Source organism: Spirillospora sp. NPDC052269, assembly GCF_040679435.1.
Classification (GTDB): domain Bacteria; phylum Actinomycetota; class Actinomycetes; order Streptosporangiales; family Streptosporangiaceae; genus Spirillospora.
Genome location: NZ_JBFAUU010000005.1, coordinates 408,062 through 427,705 on the forward strand (window position 1 = coordinate 408,062; position 19,644 = coordinate 427,705).

The 19,644-nt window shown below is 72.9% G+C and carries 21 protein-coding genes; 9 read left to right on the forward strand and 12 right to left on the reverse strand.

Going from position 1 to position 19,644, the window contains the following annotated elements:
• Positions 1–13 precede the first annotated feature (13 nt).
• Positions 14–1,417 carry an MFS transporter gene (locus AB0L06_RS13325; RefSeq protein WP_500231215.1) on the reverse strand — a complete coding sequence of 468 codons (1,404 nt, stop codon included), beginning with the start codon at positions 1,415–1,417 and terminating at the stop codon, positions 14–16.
• A 128-nt stretch (positions 1,418–1,545) separates the two neighbouring features.
• Between AB0L06_RS13325 and AB0L06_RS13330 the strand changes: the two genes are divergently transcribed.
• Complete coding sequence (locus AB0L06_RS13330) at positions 1,546–4,194, forward strand: ATP-binding protein (RefSeq protein ID WP_500231216.1); 2,649 nt, start codon at positions 1,546–1,548, stop codon at positions 4,192–4,194.
• Positions 4,195–4,208: 14 nt separating this feature from the next.
• Here AB0L06_RS13330 and AB0L06_RS13335 read toward each other — a convergent pair whose 3' ends face one another.
• Positions 4,209–5,159, reverse strand: coding sequence for an aldo/keto reductase (locus AB0L06_RS13335; RefSeq protein WP_500231217.1), 951 nt, complete (start codon positions 5,157–5,159; stop codon positions 4,209–4,211).
• A gap of 94 nt (positions 5,160–5,253) precedes the next feature.
• Between AB0L06_RS13335 and AB0L06_RS13340 the strand changes: the two genes are divergently transcribed.
• Entirely contained in the window at positions 5,254–6,402 is a 1,149-nt protein-coding gene (locus AB0L06_RS13340; protein WP_500231218.1) for a type III PLP-dependent enzyme, read from the forward strand.
• Here the strand turns inward: AB0L06_RS13340 and AB0L06_RS13345 are convergent.
• From AB0L06_RS13345 to AB0L06_RS13355, 3 genes are all read right to left on the reverse strand, one after another.
• Positions 6,378–6,845: a pyridoxamine 5'-phosphate oxidase family protein gene (locus tag AB0L06_RS13345; protein WP_500231219.1), complete on the reverse strand. Its 468-nt coding sequence runs from the start codon at positions 6,843–6,845 to the stop codon at positions 6,378–6,380. The genes AB0L06_RS13340 and AB0L06_RS13345 overlap by 25 nt on opposite strands.
• Positions 6,846–6,859: 14 nt before the next feature.
• Positions 6,860–8,305, reverse strand: coding sequence for an MFS transporter (locus AB0L06_RS13350; RefSeq protein WP_500231220.1), 1,446 nt, complete (start codon positions 8,303–8,305; stop codon positions 6,860–6,862).
• A gap of 148 nt (positions 8,306–8,453) precedes the next feature.
• The gene (locus AB0L06_RS13355; RefSeq protein ID WP_500231322.1) at positions 8,454–9,062 is read right to left on the reverse strand and encodes a CatB-related O-acetyltransferase; all 609 of its coding nucleotides are present in this window, start codon (positions 9,060–9,062) and stop codon (positions 8,454–8,456) included.
• A gap of 91 nt (positions 9,063–9,153) precedes the next feature.
• Between AB0L06_RS13355 and AB0L06_RS13360 the strand changes: the two genes are divergently transcribed.
• Positions 9,154–9,792, forward strand: a complete 639-nt coding sequence (locus AB0L06_RS13360; protein WP_500231221.1) for a TetR/AcrR family transcriptional regulator — start codon at positions 9,154–9,156, stop codon at positions 9,790–9,792.
• 61 nt (positions 9,793–9,853) lie between these two features.
• Here the strand turns inward: AB0L06_RS13360 and AB0L06_RS13365 are convergent, their stop codons facing one another.
• Complete coding sequence (locus AB0L06_RS13365; protein ID WP_500231222.1) at positions 9,854–10,342, reverse strand: MarR family winged helix-turn-helix transcriptional regulator; 489 nt, start codon at positions 10,340–10,342, stop codon at positions 9,854–9,856.
• Between the two features lie 227 nt (positions 10,343–10,569).
• Here AB0L06_RS13365 and trpS point away from each other — a divergent pair, with 227 nt between their 5' ends.
• On the forward strand, positions 10,570–11,595 hold the full coding sequence (trpS, locus tag AB0L06_RS13370) for a tryptophan--tRNA ligase (RefSeq protein ID WP_500231223.1): 1,026 nt from the start codon (positions 10,570–10,572) through the stop codon (positions 11,593–11,595).
• Positions 11,596–11,605: 10 nt separating this feature from the next.
• Here the strand turns inward: trpS and AB0L06_RS13375 are convergent, their stop codons facing one another.
• Both AB0L06_RS13375 and AB0L06_RS13380 read right to left on the reverse strand, forming a co-directional pair.
• Positions 11,606–12,235 (reverse strand): TetR/AcrR family transcriptional regulator, encoded by a 630-nt coding sequence (locus tag AB0L06_RS13375; protein ID WP_500231224.1) that lies wholly within the window; start codon positions 12,233–12,235, stop codon positions 11,606–11,608.
• Positions 12,183–13,076, reverse strand: a complete 894-nt coding sequence (locus AB0L06_RS13380) for a class I SAM-dependent methyltransferase (RefSeq protein ID WP_500231225.1) — start codon at positions 13,074–13,076, stop codon at positions 12,183–12,185. Before AB0L06_RS13380 ends, AB0L06_RS13375 begins: the two co-directional genes overlap by 53 nt.
• A 223-nt stretch (positions 13,077–13,299) precedes the next feature.
• Here AB0L06_RS13380 and AB0L06_RS13385 point away from each other — a divergent pair, with 223 nt between their 5' ends.
• On the forward strand, positions 13,300–13,890 hold the full coding sequence (locus AB0L06_RS13385) for a hypothetical protein (protein WP_500231226.1): 591 nt from the start codon (positions 13,300–13,302) through the stop codon (positions 13,888–13,890).
• A gap of 42 nt (positions 13,891–13,932) precedes the next feature.
• Here AB0L06_RS13385 and AB0L06_RS13390 read toward each other — a convergent pair whose 3' ends face one another.
• Positions 13,933–14,514, reverse strand: a complete 582-nt coding sequence (locus AB0L06_RS13390) for a TetR/AcrR family transcriptional regulator (RefSeq protein ID WP_500231227.1) — start codon at positions 14,512–14,514, stop codon at positions 13,933–13,935.
• Positions 14,515–14,597: 83 nt separating this feature from the next.
• On the opposite strand from AB0L06_RS13390, the gene AB0L06_RS13395 reads away from it, so the two are divergent.
• Positions 14,598–14,924: a rhodanese-like domain-containing protein gene (locus tag AB0L06_RS13395; RefSeq protein WP_500231228.1), complete on the forward strand. Its 327-nt coding sequence runs from the start codon at positions 14,598–14,600 to the stop codon at positions 14,922–14,924.
• Between the two features lie 48 nt (positions 14,925–14,972).
• Here AB0L06_RS13395 and AB0L06_RS13400 read toward each other — a convergent pair whose 3' ends face one another.
• Positions 14,973–15,431: a winged helix-turn-helix transcriptional regulator gene (locus AB0L06_RS13400; RefSeq protein WP_500231229.1), complete on the reverse strand. Its 459-nt coding sequence runs from the start codon at positions 15,429–15,431 to the stop codon at positions 14,973–14,975.
• Between the two features lie 118 nt (positions 15,432–15,549).
• Between AB0L06_RS13400 and AB0L06_RS13405 the strand changes: the two genes are divergently transcribed.
• From AB0L06_RS13405 to AB0L06_RS13415, 3 genes are read left to right on the forward strand one after another with little or no spacing between them, the layout of a single operon-like run.
• Entirely contained in the window at positions 15,550–16,968 is a 1,419-nt protein-coding gene (locus tag AB0L06_RS13405) for an MFS transporter (protein WP_500231230.1), read from the forward strand.
• 60 nt (positions 16,969–17,028) lie between these two features.
• Positions 17,029–17,463 carry a GNAT family N-acetyltransferase gene (locus AB0L06_RS13410; RefSeq protein WP_500231231.1) on the forward strand — a complete coding sequence of 145 codons (435 nt, stop codon included), beginning with the start codon at positions 17,029–17,031 and terminating at the stop codon, positions 17,461–17,463.
• 1 nt (position 17,464) lies between these two features.
• Positions 17,465–18,562, forward strand: coding sequence for a winged helix DNA-binding domain-containing protein (locus AB0L06_RS13415; RefSeq protein WP_500231232.1), 1,098 nt, complete (start codon positions 17,465–17,467; stop codon positions 18,560–18,562).
• Positions 18,563–18,574: 12 nt separating this feature from the next.
• Here AB0L06_RS13415 and AB0L06_RS13420 read toward each other — a convergent pair whose 3' ends face one another.
• On the reverse strand, positions 18,575–18,955 hold the full coding sequence (locus AB0L06_RS13420; protein WP_500231233.1) for an MmcQ/YjbR family DNA-binding protein: 381 nt from the start codon (positions 18,953–18,955) through the stop codon (positions 18,575–18,577).
• A 43-nt stretch (positions 18,956–18,998) separates the two neighbouring features.
• On the reverse strand, positions 18,999–19,640 hold the full coding sequence (locus AB0L06_RS13425; RefSeq protein WP_500231323.1) for a LuxR C-terminal-related transcriptional regulator: 642 nt from the start codon (positions 19,638–19,640) through the stop codon (positions 18,999–19,001).
• Positions 19,641–19,644 lie beyond the last annotated feature (4 nt).

A 19,644-nucleotide genomic window follows, 5' to 3' on the forward strand; every position in this document is an offset into this window, starting at 1 on the left:
CCCCCTTCACCCCTCACACACGCCGGTCCAGGACACGAACCTCGGACCGGCGTTCCGTTGTCCCCACCCGGCGCGCCGTCCGGGGGAGCAGCAGGGACAGGGGGACGGTCGCCAGCGTGAGCGCCAGGTCTCCCAGCAGGGTGAGGCGCGCCGCCCCGACCAGGCCGTGCCGTCCGGCCAGTGTGAAGAACACCGCGCCGAACACGGCGACGCCGATGGCCGCGGCGAACTGCTGGAACGTCGTGAGCAGCCCGGACGCGGCCCCGGCCCGCTCCGGCCGCACCCCGGCCAGCACCGCGCCGATCACGCTCGGAAGCGTCAGTCCGCTGCCGAGGCCGAGCAGCGTCAGCGGAGCGAGCAGGGACGCCGGCCCGCCGCCGCCGTACAGGGCCACCTCGATCCCCGCGATGCCGAACGCGGTGATCACGCAGCCCACCGTGAGCACCCGGTAGCCGAACCGCGCCACCAGCCGCCGTCCGCCGAGGGACGCCGCCATCGTCGCGAGCGCGAGCGGCCCGAACGTCAGCCCGGCCCGGACGGGACTCTGCCCGAAGCCGTACTGGAGCAGCAGGGTGTTCACCAGCATCAGGCTGCCGAACGACATCATGAACGCGACGTTGAGCGCGGACCCGACGGTGAACGAGCGGGCGCGGAAGAGCGCGAGGTCCACGACCGGTTCGGCCGTCCGGCGCTCCCAGAGCAGCGTCGCGGCCAGCACCGGGACGCTCGCGCCCAGCGACAGCCAGGTCCACAGCGGCCAGCCCTCCTCGCGCCCCAGCACCAGCGGGACCAGCGCCAGCCCGAGTCCGGCCGAGACGCCGAGCACGCCGGCCACGTCCAGCCGCGGCGTCGCCCGGGCCTCGGCGCGGGGGAGGACGCGGGTCGCGAGCAGCGCCGCCGGGACACCGACCGGCACGTTCACGAGGAAGATCGTCCGCCAGCCGAGGCCGAACAGGTCGGCCTGGAGCAGCAGGCCGCCGAACACCTGCCCGCAGACGCCGCCGAGCCCCATGACGACCCCGAACCAGGCCATCGCCCGCGCCCGCTCGTCCGCCGCGAACGACGCGCTGATCAGCGCGAGCACCTGCGGGACCATCGCGGCCGCCGTGAGGCCCTGGAGCAGCCGCGCCGCGACCAGCGTCCCGGCGTCCGGCGCGATCCCGCACAGCAGCGACGCCAGCGTGAACGCGGCCATGCCGAGCGCGAACATCCGGCGGTGCCCGAACAGGTCGCCGAGCCGTCCGCCGGTCACGAGCCCGGCCGCGTACGTGAACGCGTAGCCGCCGATCACCAGCTCCAGCGCGGCGGACCCGGCGTGCAGGTCGCGTTGCAGCGACGGCGCGGCCACGTTCACGACCATGTAGTCGAACGAGGCCATGAACGTCGCCGACAGGATCACCGGCAGGGTGAGTCTCATCGGATCCCTCCTGAGATCGCCTTCTAAAATCGCCTTCGTGTCGAAGGTGGCGTTCTGAAGAGGTCCGGCACATCTGCCGGAATACGTACGCCGTCGCCACGGGCTCTTCAGATGCGGGAGGTGGTCCGGTGGTCTTCGTCGGACGGACGGCCGAGCTGGCGGCCCTGGACGAGGCGTTCGCGGCGCCCGGCGTCACGGCCGTGCTCGTCGGCGGGGACGCGGGCCTGGGCAAGTCGGCGCTGGTCGCGGAGTTCGCCGTCCGGCACGCCTCGGGCGCCCGCGCGGTCACCGGCGACTGCCTGGAGCTGGACGGCCTGCCCTACGCGCCGCACGTCACGGTCGCCCGCCGCCTGGTCGCAGGCCTGGGCGCCGCGCGGGTGGCGGAGCTCGTCCCCGGCGGCGGACGGCGCGGTCTCGCCCGCTGGCTGCCCGCCCTCGGCTATCCCGAGCCCGCGGCGGATCCGTCGCTGGGCCGCACCGCGCTGTTCGAGGACGTGCTGGCCCTGGTGGAGGCCGCGGCGGCGGACCGTCCGCTGATCGTCGTCCTGGAGGACCTGCACTGGGCCGATCCGTCGAGCCGTGACCTGCTCACGTTCCTCGTCCGGAACCTGTCCGGCGCGAACGTGCTGGTCATCGGCACATATCGGCCCGTCCCGGACGGCCATCCGCTGCGTGCCGTGCTCACCGGCCTCACGCGCTCGCCGTCCGTCCGGACGATCGACCCCGCCCCGCTGGACGCCGCCGACGTGCGGAGCCTGCTCGCGTCCCGGCTCGGCCACGCCCCGCCGGGACGCCTCGCCGCCGAGATCCACCGGCGCAGCGCGGGCAACCCGCTGTTCGCCGAGGCGCTGGCCGACGCCGGTCCGGACGGCACGCCGACGCCCCTGCGCGACCTGCTGCTGACCGGTTTCCGCGCGCTCCCGGACGCGTCGCGCCAGGTCGTCCGGGCACTGTCGGCGTCCGAGGGACCGGCCGGGCTCGCCCTTCTCGGCGCCGCCGCCGACCTGCCCGAACCCGAACTGGAGGCGGCGCTGCGGTCCGCGATCGAGCAGGGCGTGCTCGCGCGCCCGGACCGCGACTGCCACGCCTTCCGGCACGATCTCGTCCGGCAGGCGGTGTACGAGGACATGCTGCCGAGCGAGCGTGCGCGCCTTCACCTGCGGTTCGGGCGCGCGCTCCAGGGCGAGCCGTCCCTGGCGTCCGCCGACCGCGTGCTGCCCCTGCTCGCCGCCCACTGGCAGGCCGCGGGTGAGCGCGAGGAGGCCCTCGCCGCCTGCTGGCGTGCCGCGCAGGCCGCCGCCGACATGCACGCCTACCCCGAGCAGCTGCGGATGCTCGAACGGGCCCTGACACTCCTGCCTCCCGACGCCGACCGCTCGATGGCGCTGTCCCTCGCCGCCGCGACGTGCCTCTACGCGGGCGAGGCCGGACGCGGCGTCGAGCTGGTGACCGAGGCCCTGTCCTTGATCGACTCGCCCCGCCGCCGGGCCCTCCTGCTGGACCTGCGCAGCACGCTGGCCCACCGCCTGGGCGAGGACGGCCTGTCCGACCTGCGCGAAGGCGTCGCCCTCCTCGAGGACGGCCCGGACCGCGCCCGCCTGACGTCCACGCTGGCGAACCGCCTCTACCTGATGGCCCGTTTCGACGAGGCCCGGACGCTCGCGCACCGGGCGCTGGAGATGGACGGCGACGAACGCGTCCGGGCCTGGGCCCAGCTCACCCTCGCCGCCCTCGCGGCCCTCTCCGGCGACCTGGACGAGACCGCGACCCGCACCGCCGAGGCCGAGCGTCTGGCCCTGGCCTCGGGCGACGCCACGTCCCGGTGCATCGCGATCATGTGCGAGGCCGACGCGCTGCACGCCATGGGCGAGGACGAACGGGCCTGGGAGCGCGCTCTCGAGGGCATCGAGGCGGCCCGCGAGCACGGCCTCGCCCGCGACCAGGGAGCCGGGCTGACCGCCCTGTCCGCCGAGGCCCTGGTCGCGCTCGGCCGCTGGTCCGAGGCCCGTGCCGTCCTCACCGCCTGCCTGGACCGCGATCCGCCGCCGCTGTTCCGCACCCTCGCCCTGACCACCCTCGGCAAGATCGAGCTGGCCGAGGGCGACGCCGAAGCCGCGGCCTCGGCCGCCATGGAAGCGCGCCGGAACCTGAGCGCCACCTATGGCGGCCGCATGTTCCAGCTTCGCCTGCTGGATCTCGAATGCGCCGTGGCCTCCGATCCGGACGCGCTGCTGGCGGACGTCCTGTCGGCCCCGGACCTGACGGCCCACCCACGCCAGGTCTGGCCTCTGCTCGACACAGCGGCCCGCCGGACCAGGACACATCGCCCCCGGATCCGGGCGCTGGCGGCGGATCTTCCTGTCGTCGGGCCCGTCCAGGAGGCGCATCGGCTCTCCGTCCTGGCCGAACTGGGCGACGCGTCCGGGCAGCACGCCTCCTGGCAGGACGCGGCCGACGCCTGGCGGGCGCTGAAGCATCCTCACCGCCTGGCGTACGCCCTCATGCGCGCGGGCGCGGTGGGGGAGTCGACCGCGCTGACCACGTCGCTGGGCGCGACCCCTTTCGTCTCCGAGACATCGTCCCTGCCGCTGACGCCGCGTGAGACCGAGGTGCTCCGGCTGGTCGCGCTCGGCTACAGCAACCGGCGGATCGGCGAGCACCTGTTCATCTCGGGCCGCACGGCCGGAGTCCACGTCTCCAACATCCTCGCGAAGCTCCAGGTCTCGTCGAGGACCGAGGCGGCGGCGGTGGCGCACCGGCTGAAACTGGTCGAATAGCCGGATTGGCGGGGCTACTCGTGGCCGATGACGCGGTGCGGCCTGTAGGGCTCCTCCAGGCGCTTGATCTCGTCCTCGGAGAGTTCGAGGTCGGTGGCGGCCACGGCGTCGTCCACGTGCCTGCTCTGGGTCGCGCCGACGATGGGGGCGGTGACGCCGTCCTTGCCCATGAGCCACGCCAGGGCGATCTGGGCGGGCGCGACGTCGCGTTCGGCGGCCACCTCCCGGACGGCCCGGACGACGTCCAGGTCGGCCTCGTCGTAGAACTGCTTCAGGATCGGGTCGCCGTCCAGGCGGGCCGTCCCGGCCTGGCGGGCGAGCAGGCCGCGCGCGAGCGGACTGTAGGGCAGGACCCCGACACCCTGGTCCCGGCAGAGCGGGATCATCTCCCGCTCCTCCTCGCGGTAGACCAGGTTGTAGTGGTTCTGCATCGAGACGAACGGGGTCGGCGCGCTGTGCTGAGCCTTCGCGAACTGCCAGGCGAACATGCTGGACGCGCCGAGGTACCGGGCCTTGCCCGCCCGGACGATGTCGTGCAGCGCGTCCATCGTCTCCTCGATCGGCGTCTCGTCGTCCCAGCGGTGGATCTGGTAGAGGTCCACGTAGTCGGTGCCGAGGCGGCGGAGCGAGGCGTCGACGGACGCCATCACGTGCTTGCGTCCGAGGCCGCGGTCGTTGGGGCCGGTGCCAGTCGGGAAGTAGACCTTGGTGGCGAGCACGTAGTCCTCGCGGCGGGGGAACATCGAGGCCAGCAGCTTGCCGGTGACCTCCTCGGACCGGCCGCCCGAGTAGACGTCGGCGGTGTCGAAGAACGTCACGCCGCTCTCCACCGCCCGCCGGACGATCGGCTCGGCCCAGTCCTCGGGCAGGATCCACGACCGGTTCGCCGGGTCGCCGTAGCTCATCATGCCCAGGCAGATCCGCGAGACCCGCAGCCCCGTCGATCCGAGCCGGACCTGTCGCATCTCGTGCTCCTTCACTCGGTGCGTTGGACGATCCACGTCCCGGACGTTCCGGTGTACCCGGCGATCATCCTCGCAGCCTGGCGAGAATGGGGAAATGCTCACCGACCGGCTCCGGGCATGGATGGGGGAAACCCCACGGACGCCCGCCTTCGTGTACGACCTGGACGTTCTCGGCGCCCACGCGCGCCGCATCCGGGACGCGGTGCCGATCGAGGTCTTCTACGCGGCGAAGGCCAATCCGGACGCGCCGGTCCTGCGGACGCTCGCGCCGCACCTGGACGGGTTCGAGGTGGCCTCGGGCGGCGAGTTCCGGCACGTCCGGGACGTCCTGCCGGACGCGCGGCTCGCCTTCGGGGGCCCCGGCAAGACCGACGCCGAGCTGGACCTGGCCGCGGGCCGCCTCCGTGGCGGCGACCGCCTGCACGTGGAGTCGCCGTTCGAGCTGGCCAGGCTGGCCGCGAACCGCCGCCCGGCGGACGTGCTGCTGCGGGTGAACCTCGCCGGGGACCGGGAGGGCGTCGCGCTCGCGATGTCCGGGCCGTTCGGGATGGATCCCGTCCTGATCGAGGAGTGCCACGCGATCCTGGCGTCCGCGCCGTGGCTGCGCCTGCGCGGCGTCCACGCGCACCTGGCCTCGGGCCTGGACGTCCCGGACCTGCTGGCCCAGTCCCGCGACATCCTGGACTGGGCGCGTCCGTGGACGGAGAAGGCCGGGGTCGAGGAGCCGGAGCTCAACCTGGGCGGCGGCATGGCGGTGGACTACGCGTCCCCGGCCCGGACGTTCGACTGGGAGGCCTACGGACGCGAGATCGCGCGGCTCGTCCGTCCGGGGGAGACCCTGCGGATCGAACCCGGACGGGCCGTCACCGCCTACTGCGGCTGGTACGTCACCGAGGTCCTGGACGTGAAGCCCGCGCACGGACGCTGGTACGCCGTCCTGCGCGGCGGGACCATGCACCTGCGGACCCCGGCGGCGAAGCGGCATGACCAGCCGTTCACCGTCGTCCCCCGGCGGACGGGACGCCCCGGCGCTCCGTCCGTGCGGGACGCCGAGGTCACGCTGGTCGGGCAGCTGTGCACTCCCAAGGACGTCTTCGCGCGCGATGTCCCCGTCGCCGGGATCGGCGTCGGGGACATCGTCGCCTTCGGCATGTCAGGCGCTTACGGCTGGAACATCTCCCACCGCGACTTCCTCATGCACGACCCTCCGGGATTCCACTACTTGAGCAGCGAGGTCCCGTAAAGGCGCTCGACGCGGAGGCGGATGACGACGCGGCGGTCCTTGACCATCTGCTCGAGGAAGGCGGCCTCGTCCGCCGGGTCCGAGAAGTCCCCCAGCATGTCCAGCAGTTCGCGGGAGACCGCGTCGCCCGCCTCCGCGGCGACCTCCGACAACTCCGCCGTCCCTTCCGCGACGCCGAACGCCATGTGGTCGTCGCTGGAGACATAGAGGGACGCGCGCGGGTCATTGCGGAGCTGCCGGACCTTCAGCCGGTCCGCGGTGGTCGAGACGCGGACGATCCGCTCCTTCTCGTCCCAGGAGAAGACGACCGTCGACATGTGCGGGTGCCCGCTGCGCTTGACCGTGGCCAGCACGCCGAAGGTGGTCTCTTCGATCAGCTTGGACACTTCCTCGTCGGTGAGAACCGAGGGGGCGGGACCGTCTCCGGGGCCATACGTGGTCATCGTGGATTCCTTTTCTAGAGGCCGGCGATCGCCGGGGCGTCGGCGGGAGAGGACGCGGACTCGGGAGAGGCGGACAGGGCGGGGGTGGGGGAAACCCGGCGCAGGACGGCCAGCGACAGGACGATCCCGGCGGTCAGCAGCCCGGCGCCCACCCAGAAGGCGACGTGGTAGCCGTGCGTCAGCGCCGCGCGGGACGTCCCGTCGGTGTTCGCGGCGGCGACGGCCGACAGGGCCGCGACGCCGAGGGCCGCGCCGATCTGCTGCGTCGTGTTGAAGACGCCCGACACCACACCGGCGTCCTCGGGCTTCGCGCCCGACATGCCGAGCCCGGTGAGCGCGGGCAGCACGAGCCCGCCCCCGCCCGTCAGCAGCATGAGCGGCAGCAGGTCCTGGGCGAAGTGGCCGTCCACCGGGAGGCGGGTGAGCAGCACCCGTGCGGCGAGCAGCAGGACGAGCCCCGTCACCAGGACGGCCCGGGCCCCGAACCGGTCGATGAGCCGCGCCGCGGCGAACAGCGACACGACGCCGATCGCGCCCGCCGCGGGAAGCATCGCGAGCCCGGTCTCGGACGCGTTGTAGCGCAGCACGTTCTGCATGTAGAGCGCGACCATGACCTGGAAGCTGAACAGCGCGGCCAGGATGACGAACTGGACGAGGTTCGCGCCCCACACGTTCCGGTCGCGCAGCACGCGCAGCGGCATCAGCGGGACGGACGCGGTGGCCTGCCGGGCGACGAACCCGCCGAGCAGCGCCAGCGCGCCGAGACCGAGGCCGAGCGTCGGCAGGCCCCAGCCGGAGGACTCGGTCCGGACGATCGTGTAGACGACGAGCATGCTCCCGGCGGTCACCAGCAACCCGCCGAGGACGTCCACGCCCGCCGAGAACCCCAGGCCCCGGTCGGACGGCAGGTACCGCAGCGCCGCCAGCGCCGTGACCAGCCCGAGCGGCAGGTTGATCAGGAAGATCCAGTGCCAGTTCAGCGCGTCGGTGAGCACCCCGCCGAGCACCTGCCCGAGGGACGCGCCGACCGCGCCGGTGAACGCGAACGCCGACAGCGCGCGGTTCCGCTCGGCGGGCGCGCTGAACAGCGTGGTGATCATTCCGAGCGCGACCGCCGAGGTCAGCGCGCCGCCGACGCCCTGGGCGAACCGCGCCGCGATCAGCATCGCGGGTCCGGTGGCCGCCCCGCACACCGCCGAGGCGAGGGTGAACAGCGCGATCCCGGTGACGAACACGGCCCGCCGTCCGGCCAGGTCGCCGAGCCGGCCCGCCAGCAGCAGCAACCCGCCGAACGCGATCACGTAGCCGTTGACGACCCAGGTCAGGCCCGCGTCGCCGAGCCCGAGGTCGCGCTGCATCGACGGCAGCGCGACCGTCACGATCGACCCGTCCAAGATGATCATCAACGGCCCGGCGCACAGCACGGCCAGCGCCAGGGCCCGCGATCGAACGCTTCCCACAACCTTCTCCTCCGCCACGCCGCGGGTCCGGTGCGAGACGACCGGGCCCGGCCGCGCCTCGACGGCGCGACGGAAGAGACGTTAACAGATAGTTCTGTTGCGGACTATATGTTTCGGATCTAGATAATCCGGGATGTGATGGAAGGGGTCAGGCGCGGTCCGGGGCGGCGGCCTCCAGCTCGTCGACGCCGCCGGACATGATCGTCCGGAGGTTCGCGGTGATGTGCTCGACCGGCCAGTCCCACCAGGCGATCTCCAGCAGGCGGGCGACGTCCCCGGGGGAGAAGCGGCTGCGGATGAGCCGGGCCGGGTTGCCGCCGACGATCCCGTAGTCGGGGACGTCCGAGGTGACGACCGCGCCCGAACCGATGATCGCGCCGTGCCCGATCCGGACGCCCGGCATGACCGTCGCGCCGTTCCCGAGCCAGACGTCGTTGCCGACCACGGTGTCGCCGCGGTTCGGCAGGCCGGTGAGCAGGTCGAAGTGCGCGGCCCACGCGCCGCCCATGGTCGGGAACGGGAAGGTCGACGGGCCGTCCATGCGGTGGTTGGCGCCGTTCATGATGAACCGCACGCCGGTCGCCAGTGCGCAGAACCTCCCGATGACCAGCCTCTCCGGCCCGTAGTGGTACAGGACGTTGCGGGCCTCGAAGGCGGTCGCGTCGTCCGGGTCGTCGTAGTACGAGTACTCGCCGACCTCGATCAGCGGGGACGTCACCAGTGGCCGGAGCAGCACCACCCGCGGCTGTCCGGGCATCGGGTGCAGCACGTCCGGATCGGTCGGCAGGGCGTTCGGCGCGGTCATCGGCACTCCATTAATGCGACAAGTGATGCATTAAGATGCTGGCATGACCCCGTCCCGCGAGCAAACCCCTTCAGACGACCCGGAGGACGGCGCGCCGCGTCGCCGTCCGGGCGGACGGACCGGACGCGTCCGGCGGCAGGTGCTCGACGCCGTCCAGACCGAGCTCGCCGAGAACGGCTACGACGCGCTGACGATCGACGGCGTCGCGGCCCGCGCGGGCGTGCACCGCGCCACGGTCTACCGGCGCTGGCGCGACGTCGGAGGACTGCTCGCGGACGTCTTCGACGCGGCGGGCGACGACGACTGGCGGCCCGCCGACACCGGCTCGCTCCAGGGCGACCTCACGGCCCTGAACCAGGAGAGCCAGACGGCGCTGACCGCGCGGCCGCCGCTCGTCTCCGCGCTGATCGCGGCGTCCTTCCGCTCCGACGAGGCGGCGCGCGGCGTCCGCGAGCTTTGGGAGGACCGCTACATCCGCTGCGAGGTGATCGTCGCGCGGGCGGTCGAGCGCGGCGAGATCCCGCCCGGCACGGACGCGCGGCAACTGCTCGTCGCCGCCACCGCCCCGATCTACCACCGGCTCGTCCTGCTCCGGACGCCGCCCGACCCGGACCTCCCCGAGCACGCGGCGAGAACGGCCGTCCTCGCCGCCTCCGCCGGAGCCTTCGCCGCGGGTACGTAGCGAGCACGCCCGCCTCGGCTAGCAAGCACGCCCGCCTCGGGTGACGGGCACGCTCGCCTCGCTAGAGGGCGCGTTCGCGGGTGCGTCGGGCGGAGGTGGAGGCGACGGGCTCGGCCAGCAGGCCGGTGGCCAGCCGGTTCATGGCGCGCACGAAGACCTCGCGCTCGTCCTCGGGCAGCGCGGCGAGCACCTCGGCGTGGACGGAGTCCACGATCTCCTGGCTCCGCGCGGCGACCTCGGCGCCCTTCTCGGTGACCGCGATGACGCGGGCCCGGCGGTCCTTGGAGGACGGGCGGCGCTCGGCCAGGCCGCCGCGCTCCAGGGCGTCCGCGGTGGCGACCATCGTGGTCTTGTCCATGTCGCCGATCTCGGCCAGCTGGTTCTGGGTGCGCTCCTCCTCCTGGGCGTGGACGAGGACGCAGTGCATGCGCGGGGTCAGCCCGATCTCGGCGAGCGCCGCCGACATCCGGGTCCGCAGGACGTGCCCGTTGTGGTCGAACAGGAAGGAGACGTCGTGCTCGACGCGGGAGGCGGGTGCGAGAGAGGTCATGCACCCATACTAGTTCCGTAGTGGATTATCCGCTTCGGTGTTGATCACGGTTCCGGGCGGCGACGCGTCCGGACGGGTACAGTGAGCGCATGCATCTCAGCGTCTGTCTTGGTTGGTGGCCGTCCTCGGACGGCTGACCCAGGCATACGCGCAGGCCGTCCGAGTACCGGGCGGCCTTCTCCTTTTCGAGGGGTCCGCCCCGGAACCGCCCTTCGAAGGAGAAGAGCATGACCGTCACCGCCCCGGAACTCCACGAACGCGTCGCCAGGGACGCGGCGCGGCACCGCGTCCTCACCGGTGACCGCCCGACCGGGCCGCTCCACCTCGGCCACTACTTCGGCACGCTGGAGAACCGCGTCACGCTGCAGCGCGCGGGCGTCGAGGTCTTCCTGATCATCCCCGACTACCAGGTGATCATCGACCGGGACGTGGCCGACCGGCTGGAGGAGCGCGTCCTCGGCCTGATCGCCGACTACCTGGCCGTCGGGATCGACCCGGCCACCGCGATGATCTTCACGCACTCGGCCGTCCCGGCGCTGAACCAGCTGTTCCTGCCGTTCCTGTCGCTGGTGTCGGTGCCGGAGCTGAGCCGCAACCCCACCGTCAAGGACGAGATCGAGCACTCCCGGCAGAACGCGGTCAGCGGGCTGATGTTCACCTACCCCGTCCACCAGGCCGCCGACATCCTGTTCTGCAAGGCCGACCTGGTGCCGGTGGGCCGCGACCAGGCCCCGCACCTGGAGATCACCCGGACGGTCGCGCGCCGCTTCAACGAGCGGTACGGCGAGGTCTTCCCGGTGCCGGAGTGCCTGCTGTCCGACGTCCCGCTGCTACTCGGCACCGACGGCCAGAAGATGAGCAAGTCGCGCGGCAACGCGATCGCGCTGTCCTCGACGGCGGACGAGGTCGCGCACCTGGTCAAGCGGGCCAAGACCGACGCCGACCGGAACATCGCCTACGCGCCGGAGACCCGTCCCGAGGTCTCGAACCTCGTGCAGCTCGCCGCGCTCACCCAGGGCCGGGCCCCCGAGGACGTCGCGGCGGAGATCGGCGACCGCGGCGCGGCCGAGCTCAAGCGCGTCGTCACCGAGTCGGTGAACGAGTTCCTGCGTCCGATCCGGGAGCGCCGGGCCGCGTTCGCCGCCGACCCGGCGCAGCTGCGGGCCGTCCTCGCCGCGGGCAACGCGCGCGCGAACGAGATCGCCGAGACCACGCTGGCCGAGGTCCGCAAGGCCATGGCGATGACCTACTAGGCGAGCACGTCTAGGGAGCGGTCGGGCTGGTCAGGGCCGGGAGAACGGCCCTGACCAGGTCGTCCAGCCACGTGCTGGGCGGCGGTTCGGGCGTGGCCGGAATCCCGCGCAGCAGGTGGTTCAGGACGGTCTCGTGGCACACGCCGACGATCATGGCGGCGACGGCGTCCACCGGCGCGGACGCCGCGATCCGGCCGAGGTCGCGTTCGGCGCGCAGCCAGGCGAGCAGGCGGTCACGCCAGTCCTCGGCCGGCGGGTGGGCGGCGGCGATGCGGGCCAGGAACTCGGGGCGCACCAGCAGGGTGGACATCCCGGGCATCACCGCCTGGTGGAAGCCCAGGCCGTACGCGAGGTGGGCCCGCACGCCGTCCGCGACGGTGCCCTCACCGGGCACGGGCAACGCGGGAAGGCTCTGCTCGACGGCGCGGATGCGCGCCCACCAGGCCTCCGCGAGCAGCTCGTCCTTGTCGGCGAAGTGGTTGTAGAGGACGCCGTCGGCGACCCCGGCGGCCCGGGCGATCGCGCGGACCGTCAGGTCGGCCATGCCGCGCTCGGCGATCAGGCGTTCGGCCGTCGCCACCAGGTGGTCACGCAGGCTGCGGTCGCCGTCCCGCACCGCCGCCGCTGTTCTCGGGGACATCGGCCCCATCGTAATGCGCGGTCACCAGCCAGGCCGTCCCGAGCGTCGTGACCCCGTCCGGCCCCTCGAAGCGGGCCATCTCGCGCCGGACGGCCTCGCGCGCGGCGACGACCGCCTCGGGCCGGGCCTTGGAGAACGCGAACGTCATCGGGCCCCAGCCGCAGAGGAACTCCGCCGCGTCCGCCGCGTCCTTGCCCCAGACCTGCGGGGCCTCGACGCGCCGGATGTCGACGCCCGTGTAGCCCGCCCTCGTCAGGACGTCCTCGGTGCGCGCGGGGTCGGCGAACGAGGTCGGGCCGGTGCCGTCAGAACCGCTGGTCGGCCGGGCCGTGCCCAGTGCCGCCATGGCCGCCTGGAGGATCGTCCCCATGTCGGTGCCCTCCAGGGACGTCAGGCAGGCGAAGGCGAGCCGTCCGCCGGGCCGGAGCGCGCCGGCGATGTTCGCGAAGGCGGCGACGGGATCGGCGAAGAACATCACGCCGAACCGGCTGAGCACGATGTCGGCGGACGCGGGGGCGAACGGGAAGACCTGCGCGTCCCCCTGCTCGAAGCGCACGTTCGGCACGTCCTCGGCCTCGGCCCGTTCGCGCGCACGCGCGAGCATCGGCTCCGACAGGTCCACGCCGAGCGCGCTCGCCCCGCGCCGCGCCGCCAGCCGGGTGAGCTGCCCGTTGCCGCAGCCGATGTCGAGGACGGCGTCGCCCTCGCGGACGTGGGCGAGGAGATGGGCGTTCATGGGCCTGTTCAGCCGGTCGTAGCGGTCGTGGTGCGCGGCCCAGTGCGCGCCCTCTCCACCGTTCCACGCCTCGGCCTGCGCGGTGTTCACGATCTGCACGGTCATGCCGTCCTCCTAAATGAACGCGTATTCATGAACGTAGGTTCATAATGGTCCGGTCGTCAAGGAGCCAGGGATTCGCGCAGGTGGTGGGCGTGTGGTTCCCCCGCCCGGGGCAGGGCCGGACACGACCTGCGGGGGAGGCGGATGGTGATCACGGGGGAGGTGTGCCGGACGGGTCGCGGCGGAGGCTGGGGCAACGAGATTGCCGTCCCCCTGGGAGCAGATCATGATCGACACCGCTCGGCCGCGCCGCCGGAACCCGCTCGCCGCCGCGTACGCCCGCCTGCACGGACGCCCCGTCGAAGGCGTGCCGCGCTGGGTCGTCATCGCCGCCCACGCGACGACCTGGGCCGTCCTGCCGTCATGCCTGTGGCGGCTGGCCTTCGGTGTGTTCCACCTGCCGATCTCCGAGCATCCGCCCATGTCGGACGGCGTGAACGGCGACACGCCCTCATGGCTGCCGCAGTGGGGCTACATGATCCTGTTGTGCCTGGTCAGCGAGGGAGCGGCGTTCCTCACCGTGGGTCTGGTCAGCACCTGGGGCGAGCGCGTCCCGCGCTGGATCCCCGGGCTCGGCGGACGCAGGATCCCCACGCCGGCGGCGGCCGTCCCGGCGGCGCTCGGGGCGATCCTGGTGACCGCGATCTGCATGTACGCGGCCTTCTTCGCGCACTCGACGCCGGAGTTCGACCAGACCTTCGCCCACCAGTGGCAGCTCAACCTGCTCCTCGCCACCTACGCGCCGCTGCTCGCCTGGGGACCGCTCCTGGGCGTCGTCACGGTCGCGTACTACCTCCGCCGGACGCGCCGATCCTGAGTAAGGCGCCGACTCCGACTACGGCGCCGGTGGCGCCCCTGGCTACGGCGCCGGTGGCGTCACGGCCCGGGCCAGGCGGGTCAGCGCCGCGCGCAGGCGCTCCTCGCCCAGCTCGGGCAGCAGCGCGGAGACGTGTTCGGCGCTGAGTGTGGCGAGGAGGCCGTGCGCGGCGGCCTCCGGGTCCGGGTCGCCGTTCAGTAGCAGCGCCAGGTGCTGGTGCCAGAACCGGTACGCGCCGATGCGGTACCGCGCGCCGGGGGACGCGGTCTCCGACATCCGCACCAGCGGCAGGTGTTTCAGCAGGTGGTCGAGGTAGGCGAGGACGAACGCCTCGACCCGTTCGGCGGCCTCCGCCCCCGGGCCGAGCGGTGGCGGGCCGCCGAGGATCGCCTGCTGGAGGTCGCGCTCGCGGGCGTCCAGCAGGGCGACGGCGAGCCCCGCCTTGTCGCCGAAGCGGCGGAACAGCGTCCCCTTGCCGACCCCGGCGGCCGTGGCGATCTGGTCCATGGACACGCCTTCGGGGCCGTGCTCGGCGAAGAGCCGGGCGGCGGCCTCGAGCACGGCGGCGCGGTTGCGCGCCGCGTCCGCCCGTTCCTTGGGCGGCGGCGTGCGCAGCAGTTCCAATGGCGTTGCATAACCGGACCGTGGTCCGTTACTGTCCTCAGACACGAAACGGACTATAGTCCGTCTCTCGAGAGGATGTCGTCATGACCGCACTCATCACCCGTGACGAGCTGAAGACCGCCATCGACGGCGGGAAGGTCACGGTCGTGGACGCCCTGGGCGGCGAGTACTGGGCCAAGCAGCACCTGCCCGGCGCGATCCCGATGAACCCGGGCGAGGTGGACGCCGAAGCGGCGAACCGCCTGCCCGACCGCGACGCCGCGATCGTCACCTACTGCTCGAACGAGGCGTGCCCCAACAGCGGCCAGGTGGCCGACCGGCTCACCGCCATGGGCTACACCGACGTCCGCAAGTACAAGGAGGGCATCCAGGACTGGACCGAGGCGGGCCTCCCCACCGAGTCCGCCTGAACGCCCGCCGGGCCCGGCCCTCGCGCGCGCGTTCTCGGCGGTCGCCCGTCAGGAGGCCGCGTGCCGGAGGGCCGGGGCCGTGGCCGCGATCTCGGCCTCCTCGGCGGCGCGCCGGTCGTAGGCGTCCCGCGCGGTGGCGATGGCGCCCTTGTTGAGCTCGGTCCAGTCGACCAGGGCCTTGATGGTCGAGTGCAGGCTCGCGCCCAGCGGCGTCAGCGTGTAGTCCACGCGCGGCGGGACGACGGGGTGGACGGTCCGGTGGACCAGGCCGTCCCGCTCCAGATGCCGCAGGGTGCGGGTCAGCATCCGCTGGCTCACGCCCTGCACCGACCGGCGCAGCTCGGTGAAGCGCAGGCTGCGCTCGTCCAGCAGCGCGATGACGAGCAGCGACCACTTGTCCGCGACGCGGTCGAGGATCTGCCGGGTCTCGCAGTCCTCCCGAGAGTCCCAGTGCGAGATGTCGAAGCCCTGGTCAGAGGCGGTATCCGCGCAGTAACCGGGGGACATAGAAGTGCCGTCTTCCATAGTGCTCGATGGTGCCCGACGATGCTGTCGGTATCAAGAGGTAACCGACGGGCCCAAGGGGAACCGTCGGTTTGCGCTGTGGAGAGGTAGCGGGACCGAGATGAGTACTTCACGCCGTTGGGGCGCACTCCTGGTGTTGTGCGGGGCGATCTTCCTCGAGGGGATCGACATCGCGATGCTGAACGTCGCCCTGCCGTCCATCCAGGCCGACCTGGGGCTGTCCACCGGCGCGCTGAGCGGCGTCGTCAGCGCCTACGTGCTCGGATACGGCGGCTTCATGCTGCTCGGCGGACGCGCGGCCGACCTGTTCGGCCGCCGCCGGATGTTCCTGTCCTGGCTCGTGGTGTTCGTGGTGTTCTCCGGGCTCGGCGGCCTGGCGACCGAGGGCTGGATGCTGCTGGCCGCGCGGTTCGCCACCGGCGTCGCCGCCGCGTTCCTCGCGCCCGCCGGACTGTCGCTGGTCACGGCCGCGTTCCCGGAGGGCCGCGAGCGGACCCGCGCGCTGTCGGTGTACGCGGCGACGGCCGCGGGCGGCTTCACGCTCGGCCTCGTCGCGGGCGGCCTGCTCACCCCGCTCGGCTGGCGCTGGGTGTTCTTCGCGCCGGTCGTCCTGTCGCTGCTCATCCTGGTCGCCGCCGTCCCGCTCGTCCGGGACGACGAGGAGAACGCGCGCGGACGCCTGGACGTCCCGGGCGCCCTGCTCGCCACGACCGCGATGTCCGCGCTGGTCTACGGGGTCGTCCGCCTGGAGCACGCCTCGGACGGCCCGCTCCTGACCGCCGCCGTCTTCGCCGCCGGGATCGTCCTGCTCACGGCGTTCGTCGTGGTCGAGCGACGCGTCCAAGAGCCGCTCGTGAGGCTCGGCGTCCTGCGCTCCGCCCCGCTCCTGCGCGCGAACGCCACCGCGCTCCTGTTCATGGGCGCGTTCGGCGGCTTCCAGCTGCTCATGACCTTCTACCTCCAGGAGGTCCGCGGCTGGACGCCGATGCAGACCGGCCTGACCATGCTCGTCGCGGGCCTGGACCTCGTCCTCGCGCCCACCCTGACGCCCCGCCTGGTCGAGCGCTTCGGCCTCACCCGGGTCATCCTCGCCGCGACGCTCCTGGCCACCGCCTGCTACGCGATCTTCCTCGGCGCGGGCCCGCACTGGACCTACGTCATGATGCTCCCCGGCCTCGTCCTCCTCGGCCTGGCCTTCACCCTCGGCTACGGCCCCCTGACCATGGCCGCCACCGAGGGCGTGGACGAGTCGGAGCAGGGCCTCGCGAGCGGCCTCCTCTACACGTCCATCCAGTTCGGAACGGCCCTCGGCGTCTCCGTCGTCACCGCCGTGAACGTCGCCGCCCTCACCGGCGACGGCCCCGCCGACAAGCTCGACGCCCTGCACACCGCGATGCTCGTCCCCGTCGCGATCGCCGTCGCCGCAGCCCTCATCACGACCCTCGGCCTCCGCCGCCGACGCGCGACCCCGGTGCTGGCGCCGGTGCCCGCCGCCGAGCCCGTCCGGACGGAGGTCTGAGCAGGATTCGGGCCCGTGGCGCGGACGCCCGATGTCGGTGGGACATGGCAGGATGCGGGCATGATCGAGATTGGGCCGCTTCGTCCGGATGAGCGGGACGCCTGGGAGGTGCTCGCGCGCGGGTACAAGGCGTTCTACCGCACCGAGGTCCCCGACGAGGGGTACGACCTCGCGTGGACGCGCCTGCTGAAGGGCGACGAGGTCCTCGCGCTCGGGGCGCGGCTGGACGGGCGGCTCGTCGGGATCACCCACTACCTGTTCCACGTCACCGTCTGGGACGACGGGGGCTGCTACCTGCAGGACCTGTTCGTCGACGGTGACGTGCGCGGACGCGGCGTCGCGCGGGGGCTGATCGAGGCCGTCGCCGACGCCGCCCGCGAGCGCGGCATGTCCCGCCTGTACTGGACGACCCAGGAGCACAACGAGACCGCGCGCGCCCTGTACGACAAGGTCGCCCGGTTCAACGGGTTCCTCCGCTACGACTACACGCTCTGACATGGCCGCCACGCTGGGACGGCGTGAGCTGAACCGGGCGCTGCTCGCCCGGCAGCTCCTCCTGCGCCGCCACCGCATGGGCGTGCTCGAGACCATCGAGCACCTGGTCGGGATGCAGGCACAGGCGCCGAACCCGCCCTACCTCGGCCTCTGGACGCGGCTCGAGGAGTTCGACTTCGACGAGCCCGGACGGCTGCTGCACGAACGCCAGGCCGTCCGCATGGTCCTCATGCGCGGCACGTTGCACCTGGTCAGCGCACGTGACGCGCTCAGCATCCGGCCGCTCACCCAGGCCGTCCTGGACGGCTACCTGCGCACCCAGAGCACCGTCCACGGCCTGGACGGCGCCGACCTCGACGCGGTGCGGGAGACCGTCCGCGAGCTGCTGATCGCCGAGCCGCTGTCGGACAAGCAGGTGCGGGAGGCCCTCGCCGAACGCTTCCCCGGGTACGGCCCCGCGGATCTCAACTGGGCGGCGCGCTGCATGCTGCCGCTCGTCCAGGTGCCGCCGCGCGGGGTCTGGGGATCGTCCGGGCTGGCCCGGCACACGGTTCTGGACGCCTGGCTCGACGCGCCCCTGGCCGAGCCGGACGTCGAGGCGCTCGTGCTGCGCTACCTGGCCGCGTTCGGGCCCGCGAGCGTGGCCGACGCGCAGCACTGGTCCGGCCTGACCAGGCTCGGCGAGGTCTTCGGACGGCTCGAACCCCGGCTGCTCACCTTCAGGGACGAGGCCGGCCGCGTTCTCTACGACGTGCCGGACGCGCCCCGTCCGGACGCCGACACGCCCTCGCCCGTCCGGTTCGTCCCGGAGTTCGACAACCTCACGCTGTCGCACGCCGACCGGGCCCGCATCGTCAGCGACGAGCACCGCAAGCGGCTGTTCACCGTGAACGGGATCATCCGCGCGGCCGTCCTCGTGGACGGCTTCGTGCGCGGCATGTGGAAGGCCGAGGCCAAACGCGGCGCCGCGACGCTCCGGATCGAGGAGTTCGAGCCCATCTCGGACACCACGCGCGAGGAGTTGACGGCCGAGGGGCTGCGCCTGCTGGACGCCGCCTACCCGAAGGCCGCCGACCGAACCGTCGCCTTCATGTCCTGAGCCGCGACCGGCTCACAGCGTGAGCTGGTCGACCAGACGTTTCGGGGCGTGCAGCCGGTAGCTCTCGGTGACCAGCTCGGTGACCTCCTCCCAGTCGACGTCGGGGAGGTCGAGCCGGACGCCGACCCAGCCGTGCTGGCCCATGTAGGGCGCGCTGAAGAACCGTTCGGGATCGGACCCGAGGAGCGCCTCCTGCTCGTCCAGCGTGACCTTCACCCACAGGGACACACGATCGTCACCGTGGTGGTTGTCCACGTACCAGGCGAACGTCTTCTTCCGCACGCGGTAGACGACGTGCGGGCCGTGCCCGGACGCCTCGGATCCCGCTTCCGGCAGGCTCGCGCAGATCTCCGTGAGCCGTTGCTTGCGCCGCTCGGTCTCCGTCTCGTCCATGCCGCCATCATGCGCGACGGCACTGACAGTTCCGCGACCCGGGTCAGGCGTCCAGGTACCGCAGGACGGCCAGGACGCGCCGGTGGTCGCCGGGCGCGGGCGGCAGGCCGAGCTTGGCGAAGATGTTCGCGACGTGCTTCTCCACGGCGCGTTCGGACACCACCAGCGCCGCGGCGATGGCGGCGTTCGAGCGTCCCTCGGCCATGAGCCCGAGCACCTCCCGCTCGCGCGGGGTCAGGCCGGGCAGCCGCGCGCCGCCGTTCCCGCCGAGCAGCTGCGCCACGACCTCCGGGTCGAGCGCCGTGCCGCCGGACGCGACGCGCCGCAGCGCCGCCTCGAACTCGGCGAGGTCGGACACGCGCTCCTTCAGCAGGTAGCCGACCCCGGCGGGCGACCCCGCGAGCAGCTCGGCCGCGTACCGGGTCTCGATGTACTGCGAGAACAGCAGGATCCCGACGGACGGATGGTCGCGGCGAAGCGCGAGCGCGGCCCGCAGGCCCTCGTCGGTGTGCGCCGGCGGCATCCGGACGTCGACGACCGCGACGTCCGGTGCGTGCTCGGCGACGGCCGTGACCAGGGCGTCCGCGTCGCCGACCGCCGCGACGACCTCGTGCCCGCGCAGCCGCAGCAGCTGGACGAGGCCGTCCCGCAGGATCACCGCGTCCTCGGCGATCACCACCCGCAGCGAC

Bases quoted from the DNA above. Each gene is read 5' to 3' on its own strand.
- AB0L06_RS13325 (WP_500231215.1), bottom strand. From the start codon at position 1,417: ATGAGACTCACCCTGCCGGTGATCCTGTCGGCGACGTTCATGGCCTCG.
- AB0L06_RS13335 (WP_500231217.1), bottom strand. From the start codon at position 5,159: ATGCGACAGGTCCGGCTCGGATCGACGGGGCTGCGGGTCTCGCGGATC.
- AB0L06_RS13340 (WP_500231218.1), top strand. From the start codon at position 5,254: ATGCTCACCGACCGGCTCCGGGCATGGATGGGGGAAACCCCACGGACG.
- AB0L06_RS13345 (WP_500231219.1), bottom strand. From the start codon at position 6,845: ATGACCACGTATGGCCCCGGAGACGGTCCCGCCCCCTCGGTTCTCACC.
- AB0L06_RS13355 (WP_500231322.1), bottom strand. From the start codon at position 9,062: ATGCCCGGACAGCCGCGGGTGGTGCTGCTCCGGCCACTGGTGACGTCC.
- AB0L06_RS13360 (WP_500231221.1), top strand. From the start codon at position 9,154: ATGACCCCGTCCCGCGAGCAAACCCCTTCAGACGACCCGGAGGACGGC.
- AB0L06_RS13365 (WP_500231222.1), bottom strand. From the start codon at position 10,342: ATGACCTCTCTCGCACCCGCCTCCCGCGTCGAGCACGACGTCTCCTTC.
- trpS (WP_500231223.1), top strand. From the start codon at position 10,570: ATGACCGTCACCGCCCCGGAACTCCACGAACGCGTCGCCAGGGACGCG.
- AB0L06_RS13375 (WP_500231224.1), bottom strand. From the start codon at position 12,235: ATGTCCCCGAGAACAGCGGCGGCGGTGCGGGACGGCGACCGCAGCCTG.
- AB0L06_RS13380 (WP_500231225.1), bottom strand. From the start codon at position 13,076: ATGACCGTGCAGATCGTGAACACCGCGCAGGCCGAGGCGTGGAACGGT.
- AB0L06_RS13385 (WP_500231226.1), top strand. From the start codon at position 13,300: ATGATCGACACCGCTCGGCCGCGCCGCCGGAACCCGCTCGCCGCCGCG.
- AB0L06_RS13395 (WP_500231228.1), top strand. From the start codon at position 14,598: ATGACCGCACTCATCACCCGTGACGAGCTGAAGACCGCCATCGACGGC.
- AB0L06_RS13400 (WP_500231229.1), bottom strand. From the start codon at position 15,431: ATGTCCCCCGGTTACTGCGCGGATACCGCCTCTGACCAGGGCTTCGAC.
- AB0L06_RS13405 (WP_500231230.1), top strand. From the start codon at position 15,550: ATGAGTACTTCACGCCGTTGGGGCGCACTCCTGGTGTTGTGCGGGGCG.
- AB0L06_RS13410 (WP_500231231.1), top strand. From the start codon at position 17,029: ATGATCGAGATTGGGCCGCTTCGTCCGGATGAGCGGGACGCCTGGGAG.
- AB0L06_RS13415 (WP_500231232.1), top strand. From the start codon at position 17,465: ATGGCCGCCACGCTGGGACGGCGTGAGCTGAACCGGGCGCTGCTCGCC.
- AB0L06_RS13420 (WP_500231233.1), bottom strand. From the start codon at position 18,955: ATGGACGAGACGGAGACCGAGCGGCGCAAGCAACGGCTCACGGAGATC.